The sequence below is a fragment of the Burkholderia sp. Bp8984 genome (assembly GCF_003853755.1).
Lineage (GTDB): Bacteria > Pseudomonadota > Gammaproteobacteria > Burkholderiales > Burkholderiaceae > Burkholderia.
This window is the reverse complement of the sequence record NZ_QTQN01000002.1, coordinates 47,596-69,051: the sequence shown is the minus strand read 5'-3', so window position 1 is coordinate 69,051 and position 21,456 is coordinate 47,596. Positions and strand designations below refer to the sequence as shown.

Annotated in this window: 21 protein-coding genes; 13 read left to right on the top strand and 8 right to left on the bottom strand. The window is 68.9% G+C overall.

Annotation, left to right across the window (positions count from 1 at the left end):
• Nucleotides 1-215 precede the first annotated feature (215 nt).
• The 3 genes from glp to DID98_RS02355 all read left to right on the top strand — a co-directional run bounded on the left by glp (nucleotide 216) and on the right by DID98_RS02355 (nucleotide 2,325).
• The gene (gene glp / locus DID98_RS02365) at nucleotides 216-1,463 is read left to right on the top strand and encodes a gephyrin-like molybdotransferase Glp (protein ID WP_124486279.1); all 1,248 of its coding nucleotides are present in this window, start codon (nucleotides 216-218) and stop codon (nucleotides 1,461-1,463) included.
• Between the two features lie 19 nt (nucleotides 1,464-1,482).
• Nucleotides 1,483-1,740 (top strand): molybdopterin converting factor subunit 1, encoded by a 258-nt coding sequence (gene moaD, locus DID98_RS02360; protein ID WP_006758354.1) that lies wholly within the window; start codon nucleotides 1,483-1,485, stop codon nucleotides 1,738-1,740.
• A 108-nt stretch (nucleotides 1,741-1,848) separates the two neighbouring features.
• Nucleotides 1,849-2,325 (top strand): molybdenum cofactor biosynthesis protein MoaE, encoded by a 477-nt coding sequence (locus DID98_RS02355; RefSeq protein ID WP_124486280.1) that lies wholly within the window; start codon nucleotides 1,849-1,851, stop codon nucleotides 2,323-2,325.
• Between the two features lie 60 nt (nucleotides 2,326-2,385).
• Here the strand turns inward: DID98_RS02355 and DID98_RS02350 are convergent, their stop codons facing one another.
• Complete coding sequence (locus DID98_RS02350; RefSeq protein WP_124570140.1) at nucleotides 2,386-2,946, bottom strand: group III truncated hemoglobin; 561 nt, start codon at nucleotides 2,944-2,946, stop codon at nucleotides 2,386-2,388.
• Nucleotides 2,947-3,211: 265 nt separating this feature from the next.
• Here DID98_RS02350 and DID98_RS02345 point away from each other — a divergent pair, with 265 nt between their 5' ends.
• Nucleotides 3,212-3,730 (top strand): Rrf2 family transcriptional regulator, encoded by a 519-nt coding sequence (locus DID98_RS02345; RefSeq protein WP_124570138.1) that lies wholly within the window; start codon nucleotides 3,212-3,214, stop codon nucleotides 3,728-3,730.
• 156 nt (nucleotides 3,731-3,886) lie between these two features.
• Entirely contained in the window at nucleotides 3,887-6,484 is a 2,598-nt protein-coding gene (clpB, locus tag DID98_RS02340; RefSeq protein ID WP_124570136.1) for an ATP-dependent chaperone ClpB, read from the top strand.
• 122 nt (nucleotides 6,485-6,606) lie between these two features.
• Here the strand turns inward: clpB and DID98_RS02335 are convergent, their stop codons facing one another.
• Both DID98_RS02335 and DID98_RS02330 read right to left on the bottom strand, forming a co-directional pair.
• Nucleotides 6,607-7,038: a YidB family protein gene (locus DID98_RS02335; protein WP_124486282.1), complete on the bottom strand. Its 432-nt coding sequence runs from the start codon at nucleotides 7,036-7,038 to the stop codon at nucleotides 6,607-6,609.
• A gap of 88 nt (nucleotides 7,039-7,126) precedes the next feature.
• Nucleotides 7,127-7,738, bottom strand: coding sequence for a helix-hairpin-helix domain-containing protein (locus tag DID98_RS02330; protein ID WP_124570134.1), 612 nt, complete (start codon nucleotides 7,736-7,738; stop codon nucleotides 7,127-7,129).
• 286 nt (nucleotides 7,739-8,024) lie between these two features.
• Between DID98_RS02330 and DID98_RS02325 the strand changes: the two genes are divergently transcribed.
• Together DID98_RS02325 and DID98_RS02320 are read left to right on the top strand one after the other, a co-directional pair.
• Nucleotides 8,025-8,486 (top strand): MerR family transcriptional regulator, encoded by a 462-nt coding sequence (locus tag DID98_RS02325; RefSeq protein WP_124520211.1) that lies wholly within the window; start codon nucleotides 8,025-8,027, stop codon nucleotides 8,484-8,486.
• Nucleotides 8,470-8,904, top strand: coding sequence for a carboxymuconolactone decarboxylase family protein (locus DID98_RS02320; protein ID WP_124570132.1), 435 nt, complete (start codon nucleotides 8,470-8,472; stop codon nucleotides 8,902-8,904). The genes DID98_RS02325 and DID98_RS02320 overlap by 17 nt, the downstream gene beginning before the upstream one ends.
• Nucleotides 8,905-8,941: 37 nt before the next feature.
• Here DID98_RS02320 and DID98_RS02315 read toward each other — a convergent pair whose 3' ends face one another.
• Entirely contained in the window at nucleotides 8,942-10,873 is a 1,932-nt protein-coding gene (locus DID98_RS02315) for a sigma-54-dependent Fis family transcriptional regulator (protein WP_124570130.1), read from the bottom strand.
• Nucleotides 10,874-11,396: 523 nt separating this feature from the next.
• On the opposite strand from DID98_RS02315, the gene DID98_RS02310 reads away from it, so the two are divergent.
• The 6 genes from DID98_RS02310 to lipA all read left to right on the top strand — a co-directional run bounded on the left by DID98_RS02310 (nucleotide 11,397) and on the right by lipA (nucleotide 16,823).
• Entirely contained in the window at nucleotides 11,397-12,455 is a 1,059-nt protein-coding gene (locus tag DID98_RS02310) for an ATP-NAD kinase family protein (RefSeq protein ID WP_124570128.1), read from the top strand.
• Nucleotides 12,443-12,595: a hypothetical protein gene (locus DID98_RS35690; RefSeq protein WP_185500396.1), complete on the top strand. Its 153-nt coding sequence runs from the start codon at nucleotides 12,443-12,445 to the stop codon at nucleotides 12,593-12,595. The genes DID98_RS02310 and DID98_RS35690 overlap by 13 nt, the downstream gene beginning before the upstream one ends.
• 81 nt (nucleotides 12,596-12,676) lie before the next feature.
• Nucleotides 12,677-13,660, top strand: coding sequence for a thiamine pyrophosphate-dependent dehydrogenase E1 component subunit alpha (locus DID98_RS02305; RefSeq protein WP_044847260.1), 984 nt, complete (start codon nucleotides 12,677-12,679; stop codon nucleotides 13,658-13,660).
• Nucleotides 13,661-13,730: 70 nt separating this feature from the next.
• Nucleotides 13,731-14,735 carry an alpha-ketoacid dehydrogenase subunit beta gene (locus DID98_RS02300; protein ID WP_044847261.1) on the top strand — a complete coding sequence of 335 codons (1,005 nt, stop codon included), beginning with the start codon at nucleotides 13,731-13,733 and terminating at the stop codon, nucleotides 14,733-14,735.
• A 4-nt stretch (nucleotides 14,736-14,739) separates the two neighbouring features.
• The gene (locus tag DID98_RS02295; protein ID WP_124570126.1) at nucleotides 14,740-15,855 is read left to right on the top strand and encodes an acetoin dehydrogenase dihydrolipoyllysine-residue acetyltransferase subunit; all 1,116 of its coding nucleotides are present in this window, start codon (nucleotides 14,740-14,742) and stop codon (nucleotides 15,853-15,855) included.
• Between the two features lie 2 nt (nucleotides 15,856-15,857).
• Entirely contained in the window at nucleotides 15,858-16,823 is a 966-nt protein-coding gene (gene lipA / locus DID98_RS02290) for a lipoyl synthase (protein WP_124570124.1), read from the top strand.
• A 15-nt stretch (nucleotides 16,824-16,838) separates the two neighbouring features.
• Here the strand turns inward: lipA and DID98_RS02285 are convergent, their stop codons facing one another.
• From DID98_RS02285 to DID98_RS02265, 4 genes are all read right to left on the bottom strand, one after another.
• Complete coding sequence (locus tag DID98_RS02285) at nucleotides 16,839-18,203, bottom strand: MATE family efflux transporter (RefSeq protein WP_124570122.1); 1,365 nt, start codon at nucleotides 18,201-18,203, stop codon at nucleotides 16,839-16,841.
• A 2-nt stretch (nucleotides 18,204-18,205) separates the two neighbouring features.
• Nucleotides 18,206-19,963 carry a glycosyltransferase family 39 protein gene (locus DID98_RS02280; RefSeq protein ID WP_124570120.1) on the bottom strand — a complete coding sequence of 586 codons (1,758 nt, stop codon included), beginning with the start codon at nucleotides 19,961-19,963 and terminating at the stop codon, nucleotides 18,206-18,208.
• A gap of 223 nt (nucleotides 19,964-20,186) precedes the next feature.
• A complete protein-coding gene (locus tag DID98_RS02270; RefSeq protein WP_044847266.1) occupies nucleotides 20,187-20,447 on the bottom strand; it encodes a type B 50S ribosomal protein L31 in 261 nt (86 codons plus the stop codon).
• A 161-nt stretch (nucleotides 20,448-20,608) separates the two neighbouring features.
• Entirely contained in the window at nucleotides 20,609-21,439 is an 831-nt protein-coding gene (locus DID98_RS02265; protein ID WP_124486293.1) for a zinc-dependent peptidase, read from the bottom strand.
• Nucleotides 21,440-21,456: the final 17 nt, after the last annotated feature.

Here is a 21,456-nt window from a genome sequence, read left to right as displayed (position 1 = left end):
CGGATCGGGGTTCCGGCCGTTTTGTTTGGGTTGGGCGGCGGCCGCGCACGGGCGCGCCGTCCGCCGGCGCGCGAATCGAAACAAGCAAATCGCAACGAGTGCCAGTGCCGCGTGTTCGCGCCGATCACAGTTGCCGCATGTCCGGCATATCGCGCGTGGGCGCGACGGCGTCGCTACAATGACGTATTGACTCCAACGTTTCCCCGATTCCATCGATGTCGAATCCGAATCCCGCGGCGCCGCGCGCGCCGATGCTGTCGACCGCCGAGGCGCTCGCCGCGCTGCTCGAAGCCGCGAAGCCGTTGCCCGGCGCCGAAACCGTCGCCACGCTCGACGCGCTCGGCCGCGTGCTGGCGGCCGACGTGAGTTCGCCGCTCGACGTGCCGCCGATGCATACGAGCGCGATGGACGGCTACGCGGTGCGCGTCGCCGACCTGCTGCACGGCGAGCGGCGCCTGCCGGTGTCGCAGCGGATTCCTGCCGGCCATCCGGCTGCGCCGCTCGCGGCGGGCACGGCCGCGCGGATCTTCACCGGCGCGACGGTGCCGCCCGGCGCCGACGCCGTCGTGATGCAGGAACAGACGTCGGCCGACGGCGATGCGGTCGAGATCCTGCACACGCCGAAGGCCGGTGAATGGATCACCGCGCAGGGCGCGGACATCCGCCAGGGTTCGGTGATCCTGCCGTCCGGCACGCGGCTCACGCCGCAGGCGCTCGGGCTGGCCGCGTCGGTCGGCTGCGCGCAGCTGTCGGTCGCGCGGCGGATTCGCGTCGCGGTGTTCTTCACCGGCGACGAACTGACGATGCCGGGCGAGCCGCTGAAGCCCGGCGCGATCTACAACTCGAACCGCTTCACGCTGCGCGGGCTGCTCGAGCGGCTCGGTTGCCACGTGACCGATTACGGGATCGTGCCCGACTCGCTCGCGGCGACCCGCGACACGCTGCGCGAAGCCGCGCGCGATCACGACGTGATCCTGACGAGCGGCGGCGTATCGGTCGGCGACGAGGATCACGTGAAGCCGGCCGTCGAGGCCGAAGGGCGGCTCGCGCTGTGGCAGATCGCGATGAAGCCGGGCAAGCCGCTCGCGTTCGGCGCGGTGCGCCGCGGCGACGCGCGTCCCGACGCCCATTTCATCGGGCTGCCGGGCAACCCCGTGTCGAGCTTCGTCACGTTTCTGCTGTTCGTGCGGCCGTTCCTGCTGCGCCTGTCCGGCGTGCGCGACGTCGCGCCGCGCGCGCTGTCGCTGCGCGCGGACTTCTCGCAAGGCAAGGGCGACCGGCGCAACGAATTCCTGCGCGCGCGCGTCAACGCGGCCGGCGGCCTCGACCTGTTCCCGAACCAGAGCTCGGCGGTGCTGACGTCGACGGTCTGGGGCGACGGACTGATCGACAATCCGCCGCAGCACGCGATCAGCGCGGGCGAGACCGTGCGTTTCATTCCGTTTTCCGAATTGCTGTCGTAATACGACGGCTTCCCGACTTATGAAGATTCAGCTGAAATTCTTTGCAAGCGTGCGCGAGGCGCTGGGCGTGTCCGACGAGCAGGCCGACGTGCCGGACGGCGTGACGACCGTCGGCGACGTGCGCGCGTGGCTGCGCCTGCGCGGCGGCGCGTGGGCCGAAACGCTCGCCGAAGGGCGCGCGTTGCGCATGGCATGCAATCACGAGATGACCGATCCCGATACGCGGCTCACCGACGGTTGCGAGGTCGCGTTCTTTCCGCCGGTGACGGGCGGTTGAGCTTTGGATGGGAGCAGAGTAGGCGCTAAAGCGCTAACTCTGGTCGACCGCGAAGCATGGGACCCGAGTAAGCGCTAAAGCGCCAACTCTGGTCGACAGAGGCAGATGATGGCAACGATACGAATCCAGACCGACGACTTCGACCTGAACACCGAAGTCGCGGCACTGCGCGCGCGCAACCCGAAGATCGGCGCGGTCGCATGCTTCGTCGGCACCGTGCGCGACCTGAACGAAGGCGATTCGGTCGCCGCGATGGAACTCGAGCACTATCCGGGGATGACCGAGAAGGCGCTCGAGAAGATCGCCGCCGAGGCCGGCCGGCGCTGGCCCGGGATCGACGTCGCGATCGTGCACCGCGTCGGCCGGCTGCTGCCGCTCGACCAGATCGTGATGGTCGCGACGGTCGCGTCGCATCGCGGCGACGCGTTCGCGTCGTGCGAATTCGTGATGGACTACCTGAAGACCGAGGCACCGTTCTGGAAGAAGGAAACGACGCCGGACGGCGAGCGCTGGGTCGATGCCCGCAGTACCGACGATGCGGCGCTCGCGCGCTGGGGCGTCGAATCGGGCAACACGCCGCGTTGAGCGCGTCGTGCGGCGATGTGCCGCAGGCGCTCGAGGGTTCGAGCGCAGCGAATCGTCGTGTCAGGCGTCCGGATCCGTGCCGCGTCCGATGATCCTCGTCGGAAACGGCTCGCCGCGGGCGCGTGACGGCAGCGCATGCGGATCGTCGCCCGTGTCGCGGCGGCGCGGCGCGATCGCGTCGAGCAGCGCCTGCTGCTCGGGCGGAATCGGGTAATCCCAGCCGAAGCGGCTCAACTGCAGGCTCTGCGCGATCCGCAGCGCGGGCTCCATGAAGCGGATGGCCGCGGGCGGCGTGTAGCGCCCCTCGACGGTCTTCAGGAACAGCGACAGCCAGCGGCTGAAATGCGCGGGCTCGATCCCGTCGAGCGGCTGGTGCGCCTGCTGCACGTTGCCGCGATAGCTCTTGGTGCCGAGCACGAGGCTCGACCAGAAGCTCACCATCTTCGGCAGATGGTCGTCCCAGCGGCCGTCCAGCGTCGCGTCGAACACGGGGCCCAGCAGCGGATCGGCGCGCACGCGGTCGTAGAACGCGTACACGAGGTCGCGGATGTTGTCTTCGGTCGGTTCGGCGTCGCGCAGGCGGGCCGGAGCGGTATCGGGCGTGGCGGGCAGGGCGGTCATGGCAAAAAAGGGCCGGGAAATTCAGGGTATCGGTGACGTGTCGGCGGAACGATGGCGCGGGCAACGCGCAGGACGCCGACGGGATTTTGACGCAAAATAGCGTCCACCCCTGCCTGAAAAATGCGCAAATTTCATGCATCTTATTGCGCGCAGGCCGTCCCGGCAACCCGGCGTCGTGGGTGGCCTCGACAGCCGCCCCCGCGCGCGTTCCGATCGACCCGCTTCGCCCGAGCGGGGCACGATCGACGATTTTCCGTATCTGCTCATGAGACTCACCGACTACACCGACTACTCGCTGCGCGTCATGTTGTATCTCGCCGTGCGCGGCGAGGGGCTCGCGACGATCCAGCAGATCTCGGACGCCTACGGCATCTCGAAGAACCATCTGATGAAAGTCGTGCAGCAGCTCGGCGAGCTCGGCTGGGTCGACACCGTGCGCGGCCGCAACGGCGGGCTGCGGCTGTTCCCCGAATCGCTGAAGCTGACGGTCGGCCAGGTGGTGCGCGCGACCGAAAACGATTTCGCGCTGGTCGGCTGCTTCGTGGCCGACGGCGACGAGGCGCGCGGCTGCGTGATCGAGCCGCAGTGCCGCCTGAAAGGTGTGCTGGCGGCCGCGCGCGACGCATTCTTCGCCGAGCTCGACCGCCACACGCTCGGCGAGCTGAGCGTGCCCGCGTCGCCGCTCGCCGCGCTGCTGGGCATTCGTCCGATCGCGCGGGTGCGCGCCGAACCGTCCGGGGATGACGCGCCGGCGGCCGCCGAATCGTCGTCGAGGGGCGACTGACACGCCGGCGCCATCCCCGCCGTCCGCGCTGCGGGCCGCCCACAGGCCGGCGGGTCGCCGCCCGGCGATTTTTGCGTTGAATCAACCCGAATTCCGCTTGAAACCCGTATAACCATCCTCATCTTGGTGTTAATCGAAAATTGGAGGTCTCACCAAATGAGAATCGACAAGCTCACCACCAAGTTCCAGGAAGCACTCTCTGACGCGCAAAGCCTCGCGGCAGGCCGCGACAATCAATACATCGAACCCGTTCACGTGCTGGCGGCGCTGGTCGCGCAGCAGGACGGCTCCGCCCGCTCGCTGATGTCGCGCGCGGGCGTTCACGTGCAGGCGCTGCAAGGCGCGCTGAACGAAGCCATTTCGCGCCTGCCGCAAGTGACGGGCACGGGCGGCGACATCCAGATCGGCCGGGAGCTGGCCGGGCTGCTGAACCAGGCCGACAAGGAAGCGCAGAAGCTCAACGACACGTTCATCGCGAGCGAGATGTTCCTGCTCGCCGTGTCCGACGACAAGGGCGAAGCCGGCAAGCTGGCCCGCCAGCACGGCCTCACGCGCAAGGCGCTCGAAGCCGCGATCGCCGCGGTGCGCGGCGGCTCGCAGGTGCACAGCCAGGACGCGGAAAGCCAGCGCGAGGCGCTGAAGAAATACACGGTCGACCTGACCGAGCGCGCCCGCGCGGGCAAGCTCGATCCGGTGATCGGCCGCGACGACGAAATCCGCCGTTCGATCCAGATCCTGCAGCGCCGCACCAAGAACAACCCGGTGCTGATCGGCGAGCCGGGCGTCGGCAAGACCGCGATCGTCGAAGGGCTCGCGCAGCGGATCGTCAACGGCGAAGTGCCGGAGACGCTGAAGGGCAAGCGCGTGCTGTCGCTCGACATGGCCGCGCTGCTCGCCGGCGCGAAGTACCGCGGCGAGTTCGAGGAGCGCCTGAAGGCCGTGCTCAACGACATCGCGAAGGACGAAGGCCAGACGATCGTGTTCATCGACGAGATTCACACGATGGTCGGTGCCGGCAAGGCCGAAGGCGCGATGGACGCGGGCAACATGCTGAAGCCGGCGCTGTCGCGCGGCGAGCTGCACTGCATCGGCGCGACCACGCTCGACGAATACCGCAAGTACATCGAGAAGGATGCCGCGCTCGAGCGCCGCTTCCAGAAGGTGCTCGTCGACGAGCCGAGCGTCGAGGCGACGATCGCGATCCTGCGCGGGCTGCAGGAGAAGTACGAACTGCACCACGGCGTCGACATCACCGACCCGGCGATCGTCGCCGCGGCCGAGCTGTCGCATCGCTACATCACCGATCGTTTCCTGCCGGACAAGGCAATCGACCTGATCGACGAGGCTGCGTCGAAGATCAAGATGGAAATCGATTCGAAGCCCGAAGAGATGGACAAGCTCGATCGCCGGCTGATCCAGCTGAAGATCGAGCGCGAGGCCGTGAAGAAGGAGCAGGACGAAGCGTCGCAGAAGCGCCTGCAGCTGATCGAGGAAGAGATCGAGCGGCTCGGCCGCGAATATGCTGACCTGGAAGAGATCTGGACCGCCGAGAAGGCCGCGGTGCAGGGCAGCGCGCAGCTCAAGGAAGAGATCGAGAAGGTGCGCGCCGACATCGCGCGTCTGCAGCGGGAAGGCAAGCTGGAGAAGGTCGCCGAACTGCAGTACGGCAAGCTGCCGCAACTCGAGTCGCAACTGAAGCAGGTCACGCAGGCCGAAGAGCAGGAGCAGCACAACCCGACGCGTCCGCGGCTGCTCCGCACGCAGGTCGGCGCCGAAGAAATCGCGGAAGTCGTGTCGCGCGCAACCGGGATTCCGGTGTCGCGGATGATGCAGGGCGAACGCGAGAAGCTGCTGCACATCGAGGAGAAGCTGCACGAGCGCGTGGTCGGCCAGGACGAGGCGATCAGCGCGGTCGCGGATGCGATCCGTCGTTCGCGCGCGGGTCTCGCCGATCCGAACCGTCCGTACGGCTCGTTCCTGTTTCTCGGCCCGACGGGGGTCGGCAAGACCGAGCTGTGCAAGGCGCTGGCGTCGTTCCTGTTCGATTCCGAAGAGCACCTGATCCGCATCGACATGAGCGAGTTCATGGAGAAGCACAGCGTCGCGCGGCTGATCGGCGCGCCGCCGGGCTACGTCGGCTACGAGGAAGGCGGCTACCTGACGGAAGCCGTGCGCCGCAAGCCGTACAGCGTGATCCTGCTCGACGAGATCGAGAAGGCGCATCCGGACGTGTTCAACGTGCTGCTGCAGGTGCTCGACGACGGCCGCATGACCGACGGGCAGGGGCGTACGGTCGACTTCAAGAACACGGTGATCGTGATGACGTCGAACCTCGGCTCGCAGGTGATCCAGGCGATGACGGGTTCGCCGCAGGAAGAGATCAAGGACGCCGTGTGGCTCGAAGTGAAGCAGCACTTCCGTCCGGAGTTCCTGAACCGGATCGACGACGTCGTCGTGTTCCACGCGCTCGATCGCAGCAACATCGAGTCGATCGCGAAGATCCAGCTCGCGCGCCTGCACGACCGGCTCGCGAAGCTCGACATGGCGCTCGACGTGTCGCCGGCGGCGCTCGAGCAGATCGCGAAGGTCGGCTACGATCCGGTGTTCGGCGCGCGGCCGCTGAAGCGCGCGATCCAGCAGGAGATCGAGAACCCGGTCGCGAAGCTGATCCTCGCGGGCCGCTTCGGTCCGAAGGACGTGATCCCGGTCGACGTCAACGACGGCCAGTTCGTGTTCGACCGCGTCGTGCACTGATCGCCGGCAATCGGCCGCGTGTCCGGTTCGCGCCGGGCACGCAAAAACAAACACCCCGCTCAGGCGGGGTGTTTGCATATGGGGCGGCCGAAACCGCCGCCGAGGCCGTCAGCCGGCGCGGCTCAGGCCTGCTTGTTGCCGCCGAACATGCCGGCGAGCTGCGTGAGCGTGCCCAGCACGTTCGACGTGTCGATCTGGCCGCCGGCCGGCACTTCGCCGTTCGGCGTCGCGCTGTTGACGACGTGCGGCAGCACCTGCGCGAGGATCGACGAGGCCTGGCCCGGATCGATGCCGATCTTGCTGGCGAGCGAACCGACGACGTCCGAGCCGAGCACGTTCTGCAGCGTGTCGGGCGAGATCGGCTGGTTTTCGCCGGTGCCGACCCACGAGCCGATCACGTCGCCGGCGCCGCCTTTCTGGAACTTCTCGATCAGGCCGTTCAGCCCGCCCGGCTGGTTGTTGATGAATTCGAGCGCGGTCGCGATCAGCGCGCTTTGCGAGTTGCCGCCGGCCTGGCCGCCGAGCAGACCGCCAACGATATCGAGGAGACCCATGGTTCTTCACCTTTACTGAAAAGGGCGCCGTGACGACGGCGCCCGTTGATCGAATGCCGCGCGCACGCCATCGCGCACGCGGCGCACATCAGGCGCCCGACGCCGCGGCGGCGGAGGCTGCCTTGTCCTTCTTGCTCTTCTTCTTCGAACCCTTCGTCGCCTTCGTGGACGACGCTGCGGCCGGCGCGCTCGCGCCCGCGTCGGCGGAGGCCGCCGCGGCTGCGGCCGCCTTCTCCTTCTTCGAGGCGCGCTTGCCCTTGGCCGGCTTGGTCGCCGCTTCCGGAGCGCTCGCGGCCGGTGCAGGTGCCGCAGCCGTCGTGCCGGCCGTCGCGGTCGTCGACGTCGGAGCGGTGCCTGCCGACGTCGTGGCCGACGTGGTCGACGAGGTCGTCGCGGCCGGCTTCGACAGCTTCACGCCCTTCGGCGGCGTCGACGAGCCGCCGATCGTCAGGCCGTTTTCCTCCAGATGCCCGACCGACTTCGTGCCGAGACCCTTCACGCGGTTCGCGAGATCGTCCGCGTCCTTGAACGGGCCGTTCTTGGTGCGTTCGTCGATGATCGCCTTCGACTTCACGGGGCCGAGGCCCTTCACCGATTCGAGCGCGGCCTGGTCGGCCGTGTTGACTTCGACGGCCGCGGCGAGGCCGGCGGCAAGCGACAGCGATAGCGCGACGAACAGCATCAGCAGCTTTTTCAGCATGGCAAAGGCTCCCTGGTTCTGACGGATGAATGGCTGTTGCAACGGACGGCGGGGCGAGGCCTGGCCGGGCGTCGCCGTTAAGCATAGGACAAATGCGTGCCCTTTTTGAGACAGGCTGACCGAATCTTGCTGAAGGCTTGCGTCGCTGTAAAGACGGAAAGCCGCGTCGGGTGGCCGTTTTGACCATTCTTTACGGTGTCCGCGGCGGTGATTCCAAATTGTTGTACTTGGCCGTGCGACAACGCTTGACTTAGAGTGAACTCTAACTCCTAACCTTGTTCCTGCCATGTCGAAAACCGTATCCAGATCCTCCACCGCCGGTCCGCTCACGATCGGGCAAGTCGCCGAACTGACCGGCGTGTCGACGCATACGCTGCGGTATTACGAGCAGGCCGGCCTGCTGCGCGCGATTTCGCGCACGGCGGCCGGGCACCGGCTCTACGCGCCGGCCGATCTTGACTGGCTGGGCTTCGTGATGCGCCTGAAGGCGACCGGCATGCCGATCGCGCAGATGCAGCAGTTCGCGGCGCTGCGTGCGCAAGGCGAGTCGACGTTCGGTGCGCGGCGGGACTTGCTGGTCGCGCATCGCGACGCGGTGCGCGCACATATCGCGGAGCTGCAGGCGAGCCTCGACGCGATCGGCGACAAGATCACGTACTACGAGACGCAGGAACGCGAGACGGAACGACGGGCGAACCCTACTCACTCATTCTCGGAACAGGACGGACACCATGGAACGACTCGTTGAAGATCGCTATGCGCGCGGCTGGAACAAGCTGAAGGAAATCGACGGCGAAGTAGGCGAACGCGTGATCGCGTCGCTTGCGCCGATCGCGCCGGACTTCGGGCGGCTGATCGTCGAATTCGGTTTCGGCGACATCTACAGCCGGCCGCAGCTCGACCTGAAAGCGCGCGAGATCGCGACGATCGCCGCGCTGGCCGCGCTCGGCAACGCGCAGCCGCAACTGAAGGTGCATGTCGAGGCGGCGCTGAACGTCGGCTGCACGCGCGACGAGATCGTCGAGGTGTTCATGCAGATGGCCGTCTACGCGGGTTTTCCGGCCGCCCTCAACGCGTTGTTCGCCGCGCACGAGGTGTTCACGCGGCGCGATGAAGCGGCCGGTCGGGACGCCGGCACGACCGAAGCGGTCGCGCACGCCGCGTGATGCGACGCGTGCCGACGCATCGCGCGAGCCCAATGCTTCAGAGGCGGTGCGGCGCGACGATCCGGTGTTTCGCGATCCGCCGGTACAACGTCGCGCGCGAGATGCCGAGCGCCTGCGCGGCAGCGTCCGGCCGCCAGCGATGCGCGGTGAGCGCCGCGACGATGCGGCCGCGTTCGTCGTCCGGCAGCGCGCCGGCCGGGCCCGCACCGAGCTGCGCGGCGAGATCGGCGGGCAGGTCGCGCCGCGTCACGCGTGCGGCGTCGCACACCGCGCACGCATAGCGCAGCACGTTGCGCAGCTGCCGCACGTTGCCGGGCCACGGATACGCGGCGAGCTGCTCGGCGAGCGTCGCGTCGAGCGTGAGCACATGGCCGGTCGCCTGCGCTTCCTCGGCGAACACCGCGGCGATCACGTCGCGCACGTCCGCGCGCTCGCGCAGCGGCGGCAGTTCGAACGTCGCGCCGCTCAGCCGGTAATACAGATCCTCGCGGAACGTGCCGTCGGCCACCATCCGCGCGAGATCGCGGTGCGTCGCGCAGATCACGTCGAGATCGACGCGCACCGGCGTATCGCTGCCGAGCGGGACGACCTCGCCGTCGGCGAGCACGCGCAGCAGGCGCGTCTGCAGCGTGAGCGGCATGTCGCCGATTTCGTCGAGGAACAGCGTGCCGCCGTCGGCGAGCGCGATCTTGCCGCGCGCGCCGTGCTTGCGCGCACCGGTGAACGCACCGGCCGCATAGCCGAACAGCTCGCTTTCGATCAGCGCCTCGGGCAGCGCGCCGCAGTTGACCGCGACGAACGGCCGTGTGCGTCGCGCACCGGCGTCGTGGATCGCGCGGGCGAACACTTCCTTGCCCGCGCCGGTTTCGCCAAGCACGAGAATCGGCAGCCGCTTGCTCACGACACGCAGCGCGAGTTCGGCCTGCTGCGCGACCCGCGCGTCGCTGCTGTGCAGGAACGGCGTCAGCGCGCCGACGTGGCGCTGCGCGGTGCCGGGGCGGCGCGATGCCGGGGCGGCCCGTGCCGTGCCGGTTTCGCGGCCGGCGCGCCGTAGCGGCGCGCGCAGCCGTGCGTAGAGCGGGGCGCCGGTCGCGCGCAGCCGCAGCGCGACGATCGCATCGAGCCGCGCGGCGTCGCGCAGCGGCATCTCGGTCGCATCGAAGATCTCGTCGATATGGCGCGGTTCGCGCAGCGCCGGCAGCGCGTCGCGCGCCGTCCGGTTCGCGGCGACGATATTGCCGCATTCGTCGAACGCGATCAGCCATTCGGGTTGCGCCTCGACGTAGTGACGATTCGGATGCCCGAACAATATCCAGTGCTGCGCGGTGCTGTGCACGAAGTAGCCATCCTCGATCAGCGCCGCGCTCTGCCGCACGAGCTGGTACACGAGACGCTGGCTGTCGCGGCCGTCCGGCGACTGGACGGCCGACGCATCGAGCACGCCGATCAGTTCGCCGCCCGGCGCGAAGATCGGGGCCGCGCTGCAGGTGAGCGTGGTGAACGCCGCGCGGAAGTGGTCGGTCTTGTGCACGGTGATCGGCGCGAGATCGGTCAGCACGCTCGCGACGCCGCAGGTGCCTTCCTCGCTTTCCGACCAGCACGAGCCGATGTGCAGCCCCGCATGACGGAAGTCGTTGCGGCGTTCGCGGTCGATCCGGTAATCGATCGTCACGCCGTGCGCGTCGGTCAGCATCACGCAGTAGTCGGCGACGCGAATCATGTCGTGCAGGCGTGTCAGGCACTGGCCCGATGCGCGCAGGAAGGCCTCCTCCTTGTCGCGCACCTCGCGCAGCTCGGCCGCGGTCAGCACGCGCGGGCCGATCGACGACGCCGGGTCGAGCGCGTAGCGCTCGAGCGAGCGCTGCCACGACGACACGAGACGCGCGGAATCGGCCGGCGCGGGCAGGCGCCCGGCGAGCGCGCCGAGCACACGGTCGGCGTGCTGGGCCTGGGGGACTGCGTAGGGCATGATCGGCTCCGGTTCCGTACGGCGGGGAATTCGATGTTCTTGTAGCACATCCGCTTGCGCGGATCACATTGCATCGCAGCACGCGCGCGGCGTGAGACGGTCGTCTCAGCGGTATCTCAGCCGGTCTCGCGCGGCTGAGACGCGCGGGCAGGCCGCGCGCAACGGTGGGCCGGCGCACGGCGGTGCGCGCCGCGCCGCGAGCCGCGTGGCTTGCCGGCGAAATTGCGGTCCGGATGAAGGCGCCGAAACCGGCGCGCCAGGAGATCGACCGCGTGAGACACACGGGCGGTTTCGCAGGGCGTCGGGCGCTCGCGGCAGCAGATGCCGATGCCTGGCGTACCGGCCGAGCCAGTCCACACGCGGGTTTCGCGGTCATTGCACACACGGTGGCACGCCGCTTGCAGATGTCACGGGCAAGCCGGCGCAATCGCGTCGGCGACGACGATCCGCTGCCCTCGATGACGGCGGACGACACATGCAAGGCCGGCGCGCGAGCGCCGGCCCACTGGATGGAGACAAGCCCGTGACGACGCCCGTGACCGTCGGCGTGATCGCGAACCCCGCATCGGGGCGCGACATTCGCCGCCTGACGACGCATGCATCCGTATTCCCGACGGCGGAAAAGGCCAACATGGTCGTGCGCCTGCTCGCCGGCCTCGGTGCGATGGGCGTCGAGCGCGTGCTGACCTTGCGCGACAAGACGGGCATCGCGACGCTGCTGATGCGTGCGCTCGATACGCATCGCGCGGTCGCGCCGCACGAGCGCTGGCCCGACGTCGAATTCGTCGACCTGCCGATCTCGGACACCGTCGCCGACACGCAGGCCGGTGCCGCCTACATGCGACGGATGGAAGTCGCGTTGATCGTCGTGCTCGGCGGCGACGGCACGCATCGCGCGGTCGCCGCGCATTGCGGCGCGACGCCGCTCGTCGCGCTGTCCACCGGCACCAACAATGCGTTTCCCGAACATCGCGAAGCGACCGTCGCGGGCGTCGCGGCAGGACTTGCCGCGACCGGCGCCGTGCCGGCGGAGGTCGCGTTCATGCGCAACAAGCGGCTCGTCGTGCGCTGCGCGGCGGGCGCGAACGCGGGGCGCGAGGAGATCGCGCTCGTCGACGTATGCGCGGCCCGCCAGCGCTTCATCGGTGCGCGCGCGATCTCGGGGCCCGACGACATCGACACGCTCTACCTGACGTTTGCGGAGCCGGACGGCATCGGCCTGTCGGCGCTCGGCGGCGCGTGGGCCCCGCTCGAGCGCAGCGCACCGCACGGGCTCGCGATGCGCTTCGCCGCCGACGGCAAGACCGCCGGCACGCCGCTCGTCGCGCCGATCGCGCCCGGCCGCGTCGATCGTGTCGTGATGCGCAGCTGCGAGCGGCTCGAGCCGAATGCGTGGCAGACGATCCCGTTCGAGCACGGCACGCTCGCGTTCGACGGCGAGCGCGAGATCGAGGTCGCGCGCGGCGAGCGCTACGAGATCGCGCTCGACTGGCGCGGGCCGTTGACGGTCGATGTCGGCCGCACGCTGCGTTACGCGTCGTCGCGGCAGCTGTTGCGCGATGCCGGCGCGTGGCGCTTCTGATCGCGGCTTCGCGACGGCATCTCGATCGGATTCCGAACCTTCTACAAGGAGACTTCGCCATGACAGCCCGTTTCGACGAACCGGTCGCCATCGCGCGCATGCGGGCCGCGCGCGTCGACGGGCGCGTCACGTTTCACTGACGGCCGCAGGGCCGCCATGCAATCCGTCGCCGCAGCATTGCCGCGGCGGCATTCGCAGTCAGACCTATCCAGGAGACACACATGACCGTTTCGACACAGCTCAGCAGGGACACGCTGCTGGACGCCTACCGGCTGATGCGCACGATCCGCGAATTCGAGGAGCGCCTGCACGTCGAGTTCGCGACCGGCGAAATCCCCGGCTTCGTTCACCTGTACGCGGGCGAGGAGGCTTCCGCGGTCGGCACGATGCTGCATCTCGGACTTGCGGACTACGTCGCCACCACGCACCGCGGGCACGGCCACTGCATCGCGAAAGGCGTCGACGTGCACGGGATGATGGCCGAGATCTACGGCAAGAAAACGGGCGTCTGCCACGGCAAGGGCGGCTCGATGCACATCGCCGACCTGGCGATGGGGATGCTCGGCGCGAACGGGATCGTCGGCGCGGGCGGCCCGCTCGTGTGCGGCGCGGCGCTCGCGGCCAAGCACAAGAAGACCGGCGGCGTCGGCGTGTGCTTCTTCGGCGACGGCGCGTCGAACCAGGGCGTGATCTTCGAATCGATGAACCTCGCGTCGGTGTGGCGCCTGCCGGCGATCTTCGTGGCCGAGAACAACGGCTATGCGGAAGCGACGTCGTCGAGCTGGTCGGTCGCGACGGACAACATCGCCGACCGCGCGAACGGCTTCGGGATGCCGGGCGTGATCGTCGACGGCTTCGACTTCTTCGCGGTGCACGAGGCGCTCGGCGAGGCCGTCGCGCGCGCGCGCAACGGCGGCGGCCCGACGCTCGTCGAGGTGAAGTTCACGCGCTACTTCGGCCATTTCGAAGGCGATGCGCAGACCTACCGCGCGCCGGGCGAAGTGCAGAAGCTGCGCGACGAGAAGGACTGCCTGAAGCATTTCGAAGCGCGCGTCGTGCGTGCCGAGGTGCTGACGACCGACGATCTGCGCGCGGTCGATGCGCAGGTGAAGGCGCTGATCGACGATGCGGTCGCGCAGGCGAAGGCCGCGCCGCTGCCCGACGCGGCCGACCTGCTGACCGACGTGTACGTGTCGTACCCGTGAGCGCGATCTGACACAGCTGCCGGCGGCCGGCGCGGCCGGCACGGCGAACCGAATATCCCAGGAGACAGACATGGCAAGGAAGATCACTTATTCGCAGGCGATCAACGAGGCGCTCGCGCAGGAAATGGCGCGCGACGACAGCGTGATCGTGATGGGCGAGGACAATGCGGGCGGCGCGGGCGCGCCGGGCGAGGACGACGCATGGGGCGGCGTGCTCGGCGTGACGAAGGGGCTGTTTCACAAGTTTCCGGGCCGCGTGCTCGATACGCCGCTGTCGGAAGGCGGCTACATCGGCGCGGCGGTCGGCGCGGCCGCATGCGGGATGCGGCCCGTCGCGGAGCTGATGTTCATCGATTTCATGGGCGTGTGCTTCGACCAGATCTTCAACCAGGCCGCGAAATTCCGCTACATGTTCGGCGGCAAGGCCGTGACGCCGGTCGTGATCCGCGCGATGTACGGCGCGGGCCTGCGCGCGGCCGCGCAGCATTCGCAGATGCTCACGTCGCTGTTTACGCACATTCCGGGGCTGAAGGTCGTGTGCCCGTCGACGCCTTACGACGCGAAGGGGCTGCTGATCCAGTCGATCCGCGACAACGATCCCGTGATCTTCCTCGAACACAAGCTTCTCTACACGCGCGAAGGCGATGTACCTGAGGAGTCCTATGCGATTCCGTTCGGCGAGGCGAACGTCGTGCGCGAAGGCGACGACGCGACGATCGTCACGTACGGCCGGATGGTGCATCTCGCGACCGACGCGGCCGCGAAGCTCGCGAAGGACGGCATTCACGTCGACGTGATCGACCTGCGTACGACGTCGCCGCTCGACGAGGAAACGATCCTCGAAAGCGCGGCGCGCACCGGGCGCGTGGTGGTGGTCGATGAAGCGAACCCGCGCTGCTCGATCGCGACCGACATCGCCGCGCTCGTCGCACAGCGCGCGTTCCGGACGCTCAAGGCGCCGATCGAGCTCGTCACCGCGCCGCATACGCCCGCGCCGTTCGCCGGCGTGCTGGAAGACCTTTACATCCCGTCCGCCGACGCGATCGCGCAGGCGGTACTCAAGACCAGGAGCTGACACGATGTCGATTCACATGATCACGATGCCCAAGTGGGGGCTGTCGATGGAGCAGGGGCAGGTCAACGGCTGGCTGAAGGCGATCGGCGAGCGCGTGACGAAGGGCGACGAAGTGCTCGACGTCGAGACCGACAAGATCTCGTCGGGCGTCGAGTGCGCGTTCGACGGCACGCTGCGCCGGCAGGTCGCGCAGGAGGGCGAGACGCTGCCCGTCGGCGCGCTGCTCGGCGTGGTGGCCGCGGCCGAGGCGAGCGATGCCGACATCGACGCGGCGATCGCCGAATTCCAGCGCGATTTCGTGCCGGCCGCGGCCGCCGACGATGCGGCCGGCCCGCAGCCCGAGAAGGCGCAGATCGGCGGACGCACGGTCCGGTTCCTGAAGCTCGGCGACGGCTCGGGCACGCCCGCCGTGCTGATCCACGGCTTCGGCGGCGACCTCAACAACTGGCTGTTCAACCACGCGGAGCTCGCCGCGCACCGGCCCGTCTGGGCGCTCGATCTGCCGGGGCATGGCGAGTCGGGCAAGGCAGTCGACACCGGCAGCCTCGACGAACTGGCCGATGCGGTGCTCGCGCTGCTCGATGCGCAGCACATCGAGCGCGCGCACCTGATCGGCCATTCGATGGGCGGCGCGGTGGCGATGACGTTGGCCGACAGCGCGCCGGAGCGCGTCGCATCGCTGACGCTGATCGCGAGTGCTGGGCTCGGCGCCGACATCAACCGCGATTACATCGACGGCTTCGTCGCCGGCAACAGCCGCAACACGCTGAAGCCGCACCTCGGCGCGCTGTTCGCGGACCACGCGCTCGTCACGCGGCAACTGGTCGAGGATCTCGTCAAGTACAAGCGGCTCGAAGGCGTGCAGGCCGCGCTGGAGAAGATCGCGAGCGCCGCGTTCGACGGTGCGGCCCAGCGGCGCGTGTTCCGCGACCGCGTCGGGTCGCTCGCGCCGCGCACGCTCGTGATCTGGGGCGAGCGCGACCAGGTCATTCCGGCGCAGCACGCGCAGGGCTTGCCGGACGGCGTGCGTGCCGAGGTGATCGCCGGCAGCGGCCACATGGTGCAGATGGAGGCGGCTGCCGACGTGAACCGCCTGATCGTCGCGTTCCTCGGAGACTGACGATGACCGCCGCGCTCGAACGACCCAGCCTCACCGCGCTCGGCCAGCCGGGCGCGCGCAGGCGCGACAAGCTCGCGCGCATTCCGGTGCGCGTCGAGCCCGCGGGCGGCGCGGCGCTGCCGAAGCCGCCGTGGCTGCGGGCGCGGCCGATGATGAGCGGGGCGGTCGCCGACATGGCGGCCGTGCTGCGCGAGCATCGGCTGCATTCCGTCTGCGAGGAGGCGATGTGCCCGAACATCGGCGAATGCTTCGCGCAGCGCACCGCGACCTTCATGATCATGGGCGGGCTGTGCACGCGGCGCTGCCCGTTCTGTGACGTCGCGCACGGCCGTCCCGAGCCGCTCGATGCCGACGAGCCCGCGCGGCTCGCGGCCGCGGTCGCGGCGCTCGGGCTGCGCTACGTCGTGATCACGTCGGTCGATCGCGACGACCTGCGCGACGGCGGCGCCGCGCATTTCGCCGCCTGCATCGCGGCGGTGCGCGCGAGCGTGCCGGGCATCGGCGTCGAGGTGCTGACGCCCGATTTCCGCGGCCGCGTCGCGCGTGCGCTCGATGCGTTGTCGTCGGCGTGGCCGGACGTGTTCAATCACAACATCGAGACGGTGCCGTCGCTGTATCGGGCGGCGCGGCCGGGCGCCGACTATCGCGGCTCGCTCGAACTGCTCGCGCACGCGAAGGCCGCGCGGCCGACGCTCGTGACGAAATCGGGCTTGATGCTCGGGCTCGGCGAGTGCGACGACGAGGTGCGGGACACGCTGCGCGACCTGCGCGCGCACGAGGTCGACGTGCTGACGCTCGGCCAGTATCTCGCGCCGTCCGCGCACCATCTGCCGGTGCGACGCTACGTGAGCCCCGAGGCGTTCGCCGCGTGGCGCGACGAGGGGCTGGCGCTCGGTTTCAGGGAAGTCGTTGCCGGACCGCTCGTGCGGTCCTCGTACCACGCGGCCGACGTGCTGGAGGACGCGTAGGCCGCACGCCGTGCGTCATGCGCCGTATGCGCCGACGGCCGGTTGCGCGCGGCTGACGTGGCGCAGGTAGAGCGCGAGGCCCGCGCCCGCCAGCATCAGGCTGATCGTGTTCGCGAACCAGAAGCCGCGCGCGCCGGTCAGCCAGGCGGGGGCGAGGCCGCCGACGTCGAAGCCGAGCACGTAGCCGCCGCCGAGTCCGACGCCCCACAGCGCGACCGCATAGATCACGGTCGGGACGATCGCGACCTTGTACGCGCGCAGCACGAAGGCGGACGTGATCTGCAGCGCGTCGAAGAAGTGGTAGCAGGTGACGATCGCGACCAGCGGCAGCGCGGCGGCGGCCACGGCCGGATTCGGCGTGTAGCCGCTGACGATCAGCGGACGCAGCGTGAACACGAGCACGCCGTACGCGGCCGCGATCCCGCACGCGAGCATCACGCTGTGCCGGCCGAGCAGCCGCGCCTCGTCCGGGCGGCCGGCACCGAGCGCGCGGGCCACCAGCGTCGACGCCGCGACCCCGATCGACAGTGGCGTCATGTACAGCACCGCGCCGATGTTGCCGGCGATCTGGTGGCCGGCGAGCGTCGTCGTACCGAACTGCGCGATGAAGAGCGCCATGCACGTGTACGACGTGACCTCGATCAGGTACGACAGGCCCATCGGCACGCCGAGCTTCAGGATCGCCTTCTGGCGCGCCCAGACGGGCCAGCAAAAGCGCGAGAAGATCGAAAGCGGCGAGAACACGTCGAGCTTCGCGAGCAGCGTGAAGCCGATCAGCGCGAGCGCCCAGTTGATCAGCGTACTGGCGAGCCCGCAACCGGGGCCGCCGAGGGCCGGCACGCCGAGCCCGCCGAAGATGAACCACACGTTGAGCGGAAACTTGAGCAGCAGCGCGCCGACCTGCAGGATCATCGCGAGGCGCGGCTTGCCGGCCGCGTTGGTCAGCGCGTTGTAGATCCGGAACACGAGGCTCGCCGGCAGGCCGTACGACAGGATTCGCAGGTAATCGACCGTGCGGTCGTGCAACGCGGGCGGCGCGTGGGCGATGTGCAGCAGCGGTTCGGGAAAATGCAGCAGCAGGAAGCCGGGCACCGCGAGCATCAGCGCGAGCCACAGCGCCTGGCGGACTTCCTCGCCGATCTCGGCGTAACGCCGCGCGCCGTACAGCTGCCCGGTGATCGGCTGCAGCGCGGACAGGATGCCCGTCAACCCGATGTAGACCGACACGTAGATCGACGAACCGAGCCCGAGCGCGGCGAGGTCGATGGCAGAGTAGCGGCCGACCATCGCCGTGTCGATCACGCCGAACGCGATGATCGCGAGCTGGCCGACGAGCACCGGCCACGCGAGGCCGACGATCCGGCGGATGTCGGCGAACATCGTCAATCGACCGCCCGGTGGCGTGGGCCACGGCGCTTGACGGGCGCCGCCGGCCGCTCGATGCGCTCGTACAGGCGGAAGCGCTCGTCGCGGTCGGCCACGCGGCGGCCTTCCCATACGAGACGCCACACGTATTGCGACATCGCGCTCGGCTCGCCGAAGTCGGCGCGGTCCTGGCGCAGGATCACGTCGCAGTCGCCCGAGAATTCGAAGTGCATGTCGCCGAAATACGCGAAGGTCGCGATCTGCGCATCGCCGAGCCGCACGGGCGAGATGCACTCATAGTCTTTCGGCAGGTGCGACGCGATCTGTTGCGCGACGTCGCTGTAGGTCCGGCCGTAGTTGACGATCGGCAGCCACAGCGTCATCAGCAGCACCCACATCAGCGTGGTGCCCGCACCCGACAGCACGACGCTGCGCCACAGCACCTTCGGCTGGCGCGAGACGCGCCAGCGCGCGAGCAGGCACCAGCACACGGTGACGATCACCGCGCAGACGAACGACAGGATCTTGAAGTGCGGTACGTAGCCCGGCACGAGGCGCGCGAGGTTGCGCGCGAGCGGATGCGGGAAGCCGGTGAGCGACGCGAGCCACACGAGCCACACGAAGGTGCCGAGGATCGTGAAGCTCAGCACCGCGAACCAGTCGAACGCGTTGATCGCGCCGCGCTTGAGGGTCGGCAGCGCGAAGGTGGCGAGCACCGCGAGCGGCGGCAGCAACAGCATGTACATGCGGTTCGACTGCTGGCTCTGCAGGATCACGAGCGCGACGAGCGGCACCACGACCGACAGTGGAATCGCGATGTGCGCGCGGCGGCGCATGCCGGCCCAGCTCCACCAGGCCCAGATCGCGAGCGGCCACGCGGGCCACGTGAACAGCGGCAGGTTCTTCGCCGCATAGGCGAGCACCGCGGTCGGCGGGCCCGAGAAGCGCATTAGGCTGCCGTGGATCCACTGGTTGAAGAACCACGCGGCGTCGTCCGGCGCTGCCTGGAAGGCGGCGAGCGGCCACAGCGCGAAGATCGCGGCCGCGAGCGGCAGGCCGATCAGCGGCAGGCGCAGGTTGCGCATCTCCGGCGTGACGAGCCACAGCGCGGCCGTGCCGGCGAGCAGCGCGACGACCAGCACCGGGTTGCCGGACAGTGCGACCAGGCCGATCGCGGCGCCCCACCACAGCGCACCTTGCAGCGGCTTGTCGATGCCGCGCACGATGCCGTACACGAACATCGCGATCCACGCGAACTGCGCGAGTTGCGGCGTCGTTTCGTGGCCGCGCTCCGCGAGCCCGAAGCATGCGACGAGGACCAGCAGCGCGCCGTCGGCGAGCGTGCGGCCGTAGTCGCGCGGCTCCGGCTCGCCGCCGAATGCGTACTTGAACGGCTGGACCTCCGCACGCCGGCCGAGCAGATAGGCCGCGTACCAGACGAACGCGCACGCGACGCAGAACAGCACGCCCGTGTCGACGCGCGACGCGTTGCTCGCGTCGACCCACGGCGCCAGCGCGCGGATCGACAGCGCGCCGAGCCAGTAGGCGAGCGGCCCGTCGGTCGTGATGAACTTGCCGACGAGATTCGGCAGCAGCCAGTCGTGCCAGCCGCCGGTGGCCATCGTCCACATCACGCCGAAGCCCGCCGCGTCCTCGTTCTTCCACGGGTCGCGGCCGAACAGGCCGAACGCCGCGTAGACGAGGCAGAGCGTGAGCAGCAGCCAGCGCGGCAGCGCGCGCGTGGCGGAGGCGGTGAGGCGAACGACAGGCTTCATGCAGATGAGCGATTTGTTATGGGCGGGCGGCCGGTGCGGTCATGCGCCGACGGTGCGGATTCGAGCATCCGGCATTGTAGACGCGCCGGCCGTTGCGCGTCAGACGATTGCCCGGCCCCGGCCGCCGTGCGGCGTTTCCCGGCGAGCGGCGACAAAAAAGGGCAGCCTGGGCTGCCCTTTCGTGCGGTACCGGTGCATTGCAACCACCGGAACGGTGCGAAGCTTACTTCGCCTTGCCGTTGGCGCGAACGCCGAACTTGTTCTTGAACTTCTCGACACGGCCTGCCGTGTCCATGATCTTTTGTTGACCCGTGTAGAACGAGTGCGATTCCGACGACACTTCGATCTTGGCGAGCGGGTAGGTCTTGCCTTCGTGTTCGATGGTTTCACGCGTCTGGATCGTCGAGCGCGTGATGAACTTGAAGCCGTTCGACATGTCTTGGAAGACGACTTCGCGGTAGTCCGGGTGAATGCCAGGTTTCATGATGTTCCTTGGTGAGAGCGGTAGCCAACCCGCCGCTTGCCGTGCCGGACCGCACACATTTGCGCGATTTCAGCCGACGTCAAGCCCGGCGCGAGCCACTTGCCTAAGGTCGAAAAACGGCGATTATGCCAGAAAATCAGACGGTTGACGAATAATTTTCATCACGCGTCGAGGGCGCCCGTGTGGGCCGGATCCTGCCGGTAATAGCGGGCGAGCAGCCGGTAGAGCTCCGGAAATTCGGACTCGAACGCGCGCGGTCGCACGAACAGCGCCTCGCTGCACACCGCGAAGAACTCCGACGGGTGATCGGCCGCATAGGGATCGATCAGCGAGTCGCGCTCGAAGCGCGCCCACGCGCGATCCGGCACCGCATCGACGCGCGCGCAGAACTGGTCGTACGCGTGCTCGAACACGTCGGCCCACGCCTGCGCGTCGAGGTGCGGCGCGTGCCAGCGGCGAAAGAGGGGCGGATAGCCGTCGGCCTCGCCGTTGACCATGTCGATCTTGTGCGCGAACTCGTGGATCACGACGTTGTACGCGTCGCGGCCGTCCGTCATCTGCGCGTCTTCCCACGACAGGATCACCGGCCCGCCTTCCCACGCTTCGCCGCTCGCGTCCTGTTCGACTTCATGGACGACTCCGTCCTCGTCCTGCACGGTCTTGCGGATCACGAATTCGCCCGGATACACGACGACGCCGACCCAGCCGTCGTACAACGACAGATCGAGATTCAGCACGGGCAGGCACGCCTGCGCGGCGATCGCGACGATCATCTCGTCGGTCAGCTCGAGCCCGTGCGCGGTCGAAAACGATTTCTTCGCGATGAACAGGCTCGTCAGCTCGCGCAGGCGGCCCAGGTCGCCGGGCGTCAGCGCATCGAGGAACGGCAGGCGTGCGACGGTGTCCTGCCACAGTGCATCGGGAATCGGGTGGCTGCGCAGCGCGCGGTCGCGGCGGCGGTCGTCGAACCAGCGGGTCAGTTTCGAGAGCATGGAAGCAGCGCGGGGAA

What these genes read in the sequence shown, in the direction of transcription:
- glp (WP_124486279.1), top strand. Translation starts at nt 216, where the DNA reads ATGTCGAATCCGAATCCCGCGGCGCCGCGCGCGCCGATGCTGTCGACC.
- moaD (WP_006758354.1), top strand. Translation starts at nt 1,483, where the DNA reads ATGAAGATTCAGCTGAAATTCTTTGCAAGCGTGCGCGAGGCGCTGGGC.
- DID98_RS02355 (WP_124486280.1), top strand. Translation starts at nt 1,849, where the DNA reads ATGGCAACGATACGAATCCAGACCGACGACTTCGACCTGAACACCGAA.
- DID98_RS02350 (WP_124570140.1), bottom strand. Translation starts at nt 2,946, where the DNA reads ATGACCGCCCTGCCCGCCACGCCCGATACCGCTCCGGCCCGCCTGCGC.
- DID98_RS02345 (WP_124570138.1), top strand. Translation starts at nt 3,212, where the DNA reads ATGAGACTCACCGACTACACCGACTACTCGCTGCGCGTCATGTTGTAT.
- clpB (WP_124570136.1), top strand. Translation starts at nt 3,887, where the DNA reads ATGAGAATCGACAAGCTCACCACCAAGTTCCAGGAAGCACTCTCTGAC.
- DID98_RS02335 (WP_124486282.1), bottom strand. Translation starts at nt 7,038, where the DNA reads ATGGGTCTCCTCGATATCGTTGGCGGTCTGCTCGGCGGCCAGGCCGGC.
- DID98_RS02330 (WP_124570134.1), bottom strand. Translation starts at nt 7,738, where the DNA reads ATGCTGAAAAAGCTGCTGATGCTGTTCGTCGCGCTATCGCTGTCGCTT.
- DID98_RS02325 (WP_124520211.1), top strand. Translation starts at nt 8,025, where the DNA reads ATGTCGAAAACCGTATCCAGATCCTCCACCGCCGGTCCGCTCACGATC.
- DID98_RS02320 (WP_124570132.1), top strand. Translation starts at nt 8,470, where the DNA reads ATGGAACGACTCGTTGAAGATCGCTATGCGCGCGGCTGGAACAAGCTG.
- DID98_RS02315 (WP_124570130.1), bottom strand. Translation starts at nt 10,873, where the DNA reads ATGCCCTACGCAGTCCCCCAGGCCCAGCACGCCGACCGTGTGCTCGGC.
- DID98_RS02305 (WP_044847260.1), top strand. Translation starts at nt 12,677, where the DNA reads ATGACCGTTTCGACACAGCTCAGCAGGGACACGCTGCTGGACGCCTAC.
- DID98_RS02300 (WP_044847261.1), top strand. Translation starts at nt 13,731, where the DNA reads ATGGCAAGGAAGATCACTTATTCGCAGGCGATCAACGAGGCGCTCGCG.
- DID98_RS02295 (WP_124570126.1), top strand. Translation starts at nt 14,740, where the DNA reads ATGTCGATTCACATGATCACGATGCCCAAGTGGGGGCTGTCGATGGAG.
- lipA (WP_124570124.1), top strand. Translation starts at nt 15,858, where the DNA reads ATGACCGCCGCGCTCGAACGACCCAGCCTCACCGCGCTCGGCCAGCCG.
- DID98_RS02285 (WP_124570122.1), bottom strand. Translation starts at nt 18,203, where the DNA reads ATGTTCGCCGACATCCGCCGGATCGTCGGCCTCGCGTGGCCGGTGCTC.
- DID98_RS02280 (WP_124570120.1), bottom strand. Translation starts at nt 19,963, where the DNA reads ATGAAGCCTGTCGTTCGCCTCACCGCCTCCGCCACGCGCGCGCTGCCG.
- DID98_RS02270 (WP_044847266.1), bottom strand. Translation starts at nt 20,447, where the DNA reads ATGAAACCTGGCATTCACCCGGACTACCGCGAAGTCGTCTTCCAAGAC.
- DID98_RS02265 (WP_124486293.1), bottom strand. Translation starts at nt 21,439, where the DNA reads ATGCTCTCGAAACTGACCCGCTGGTTCGACGACCGCCGCCGCGACCGC.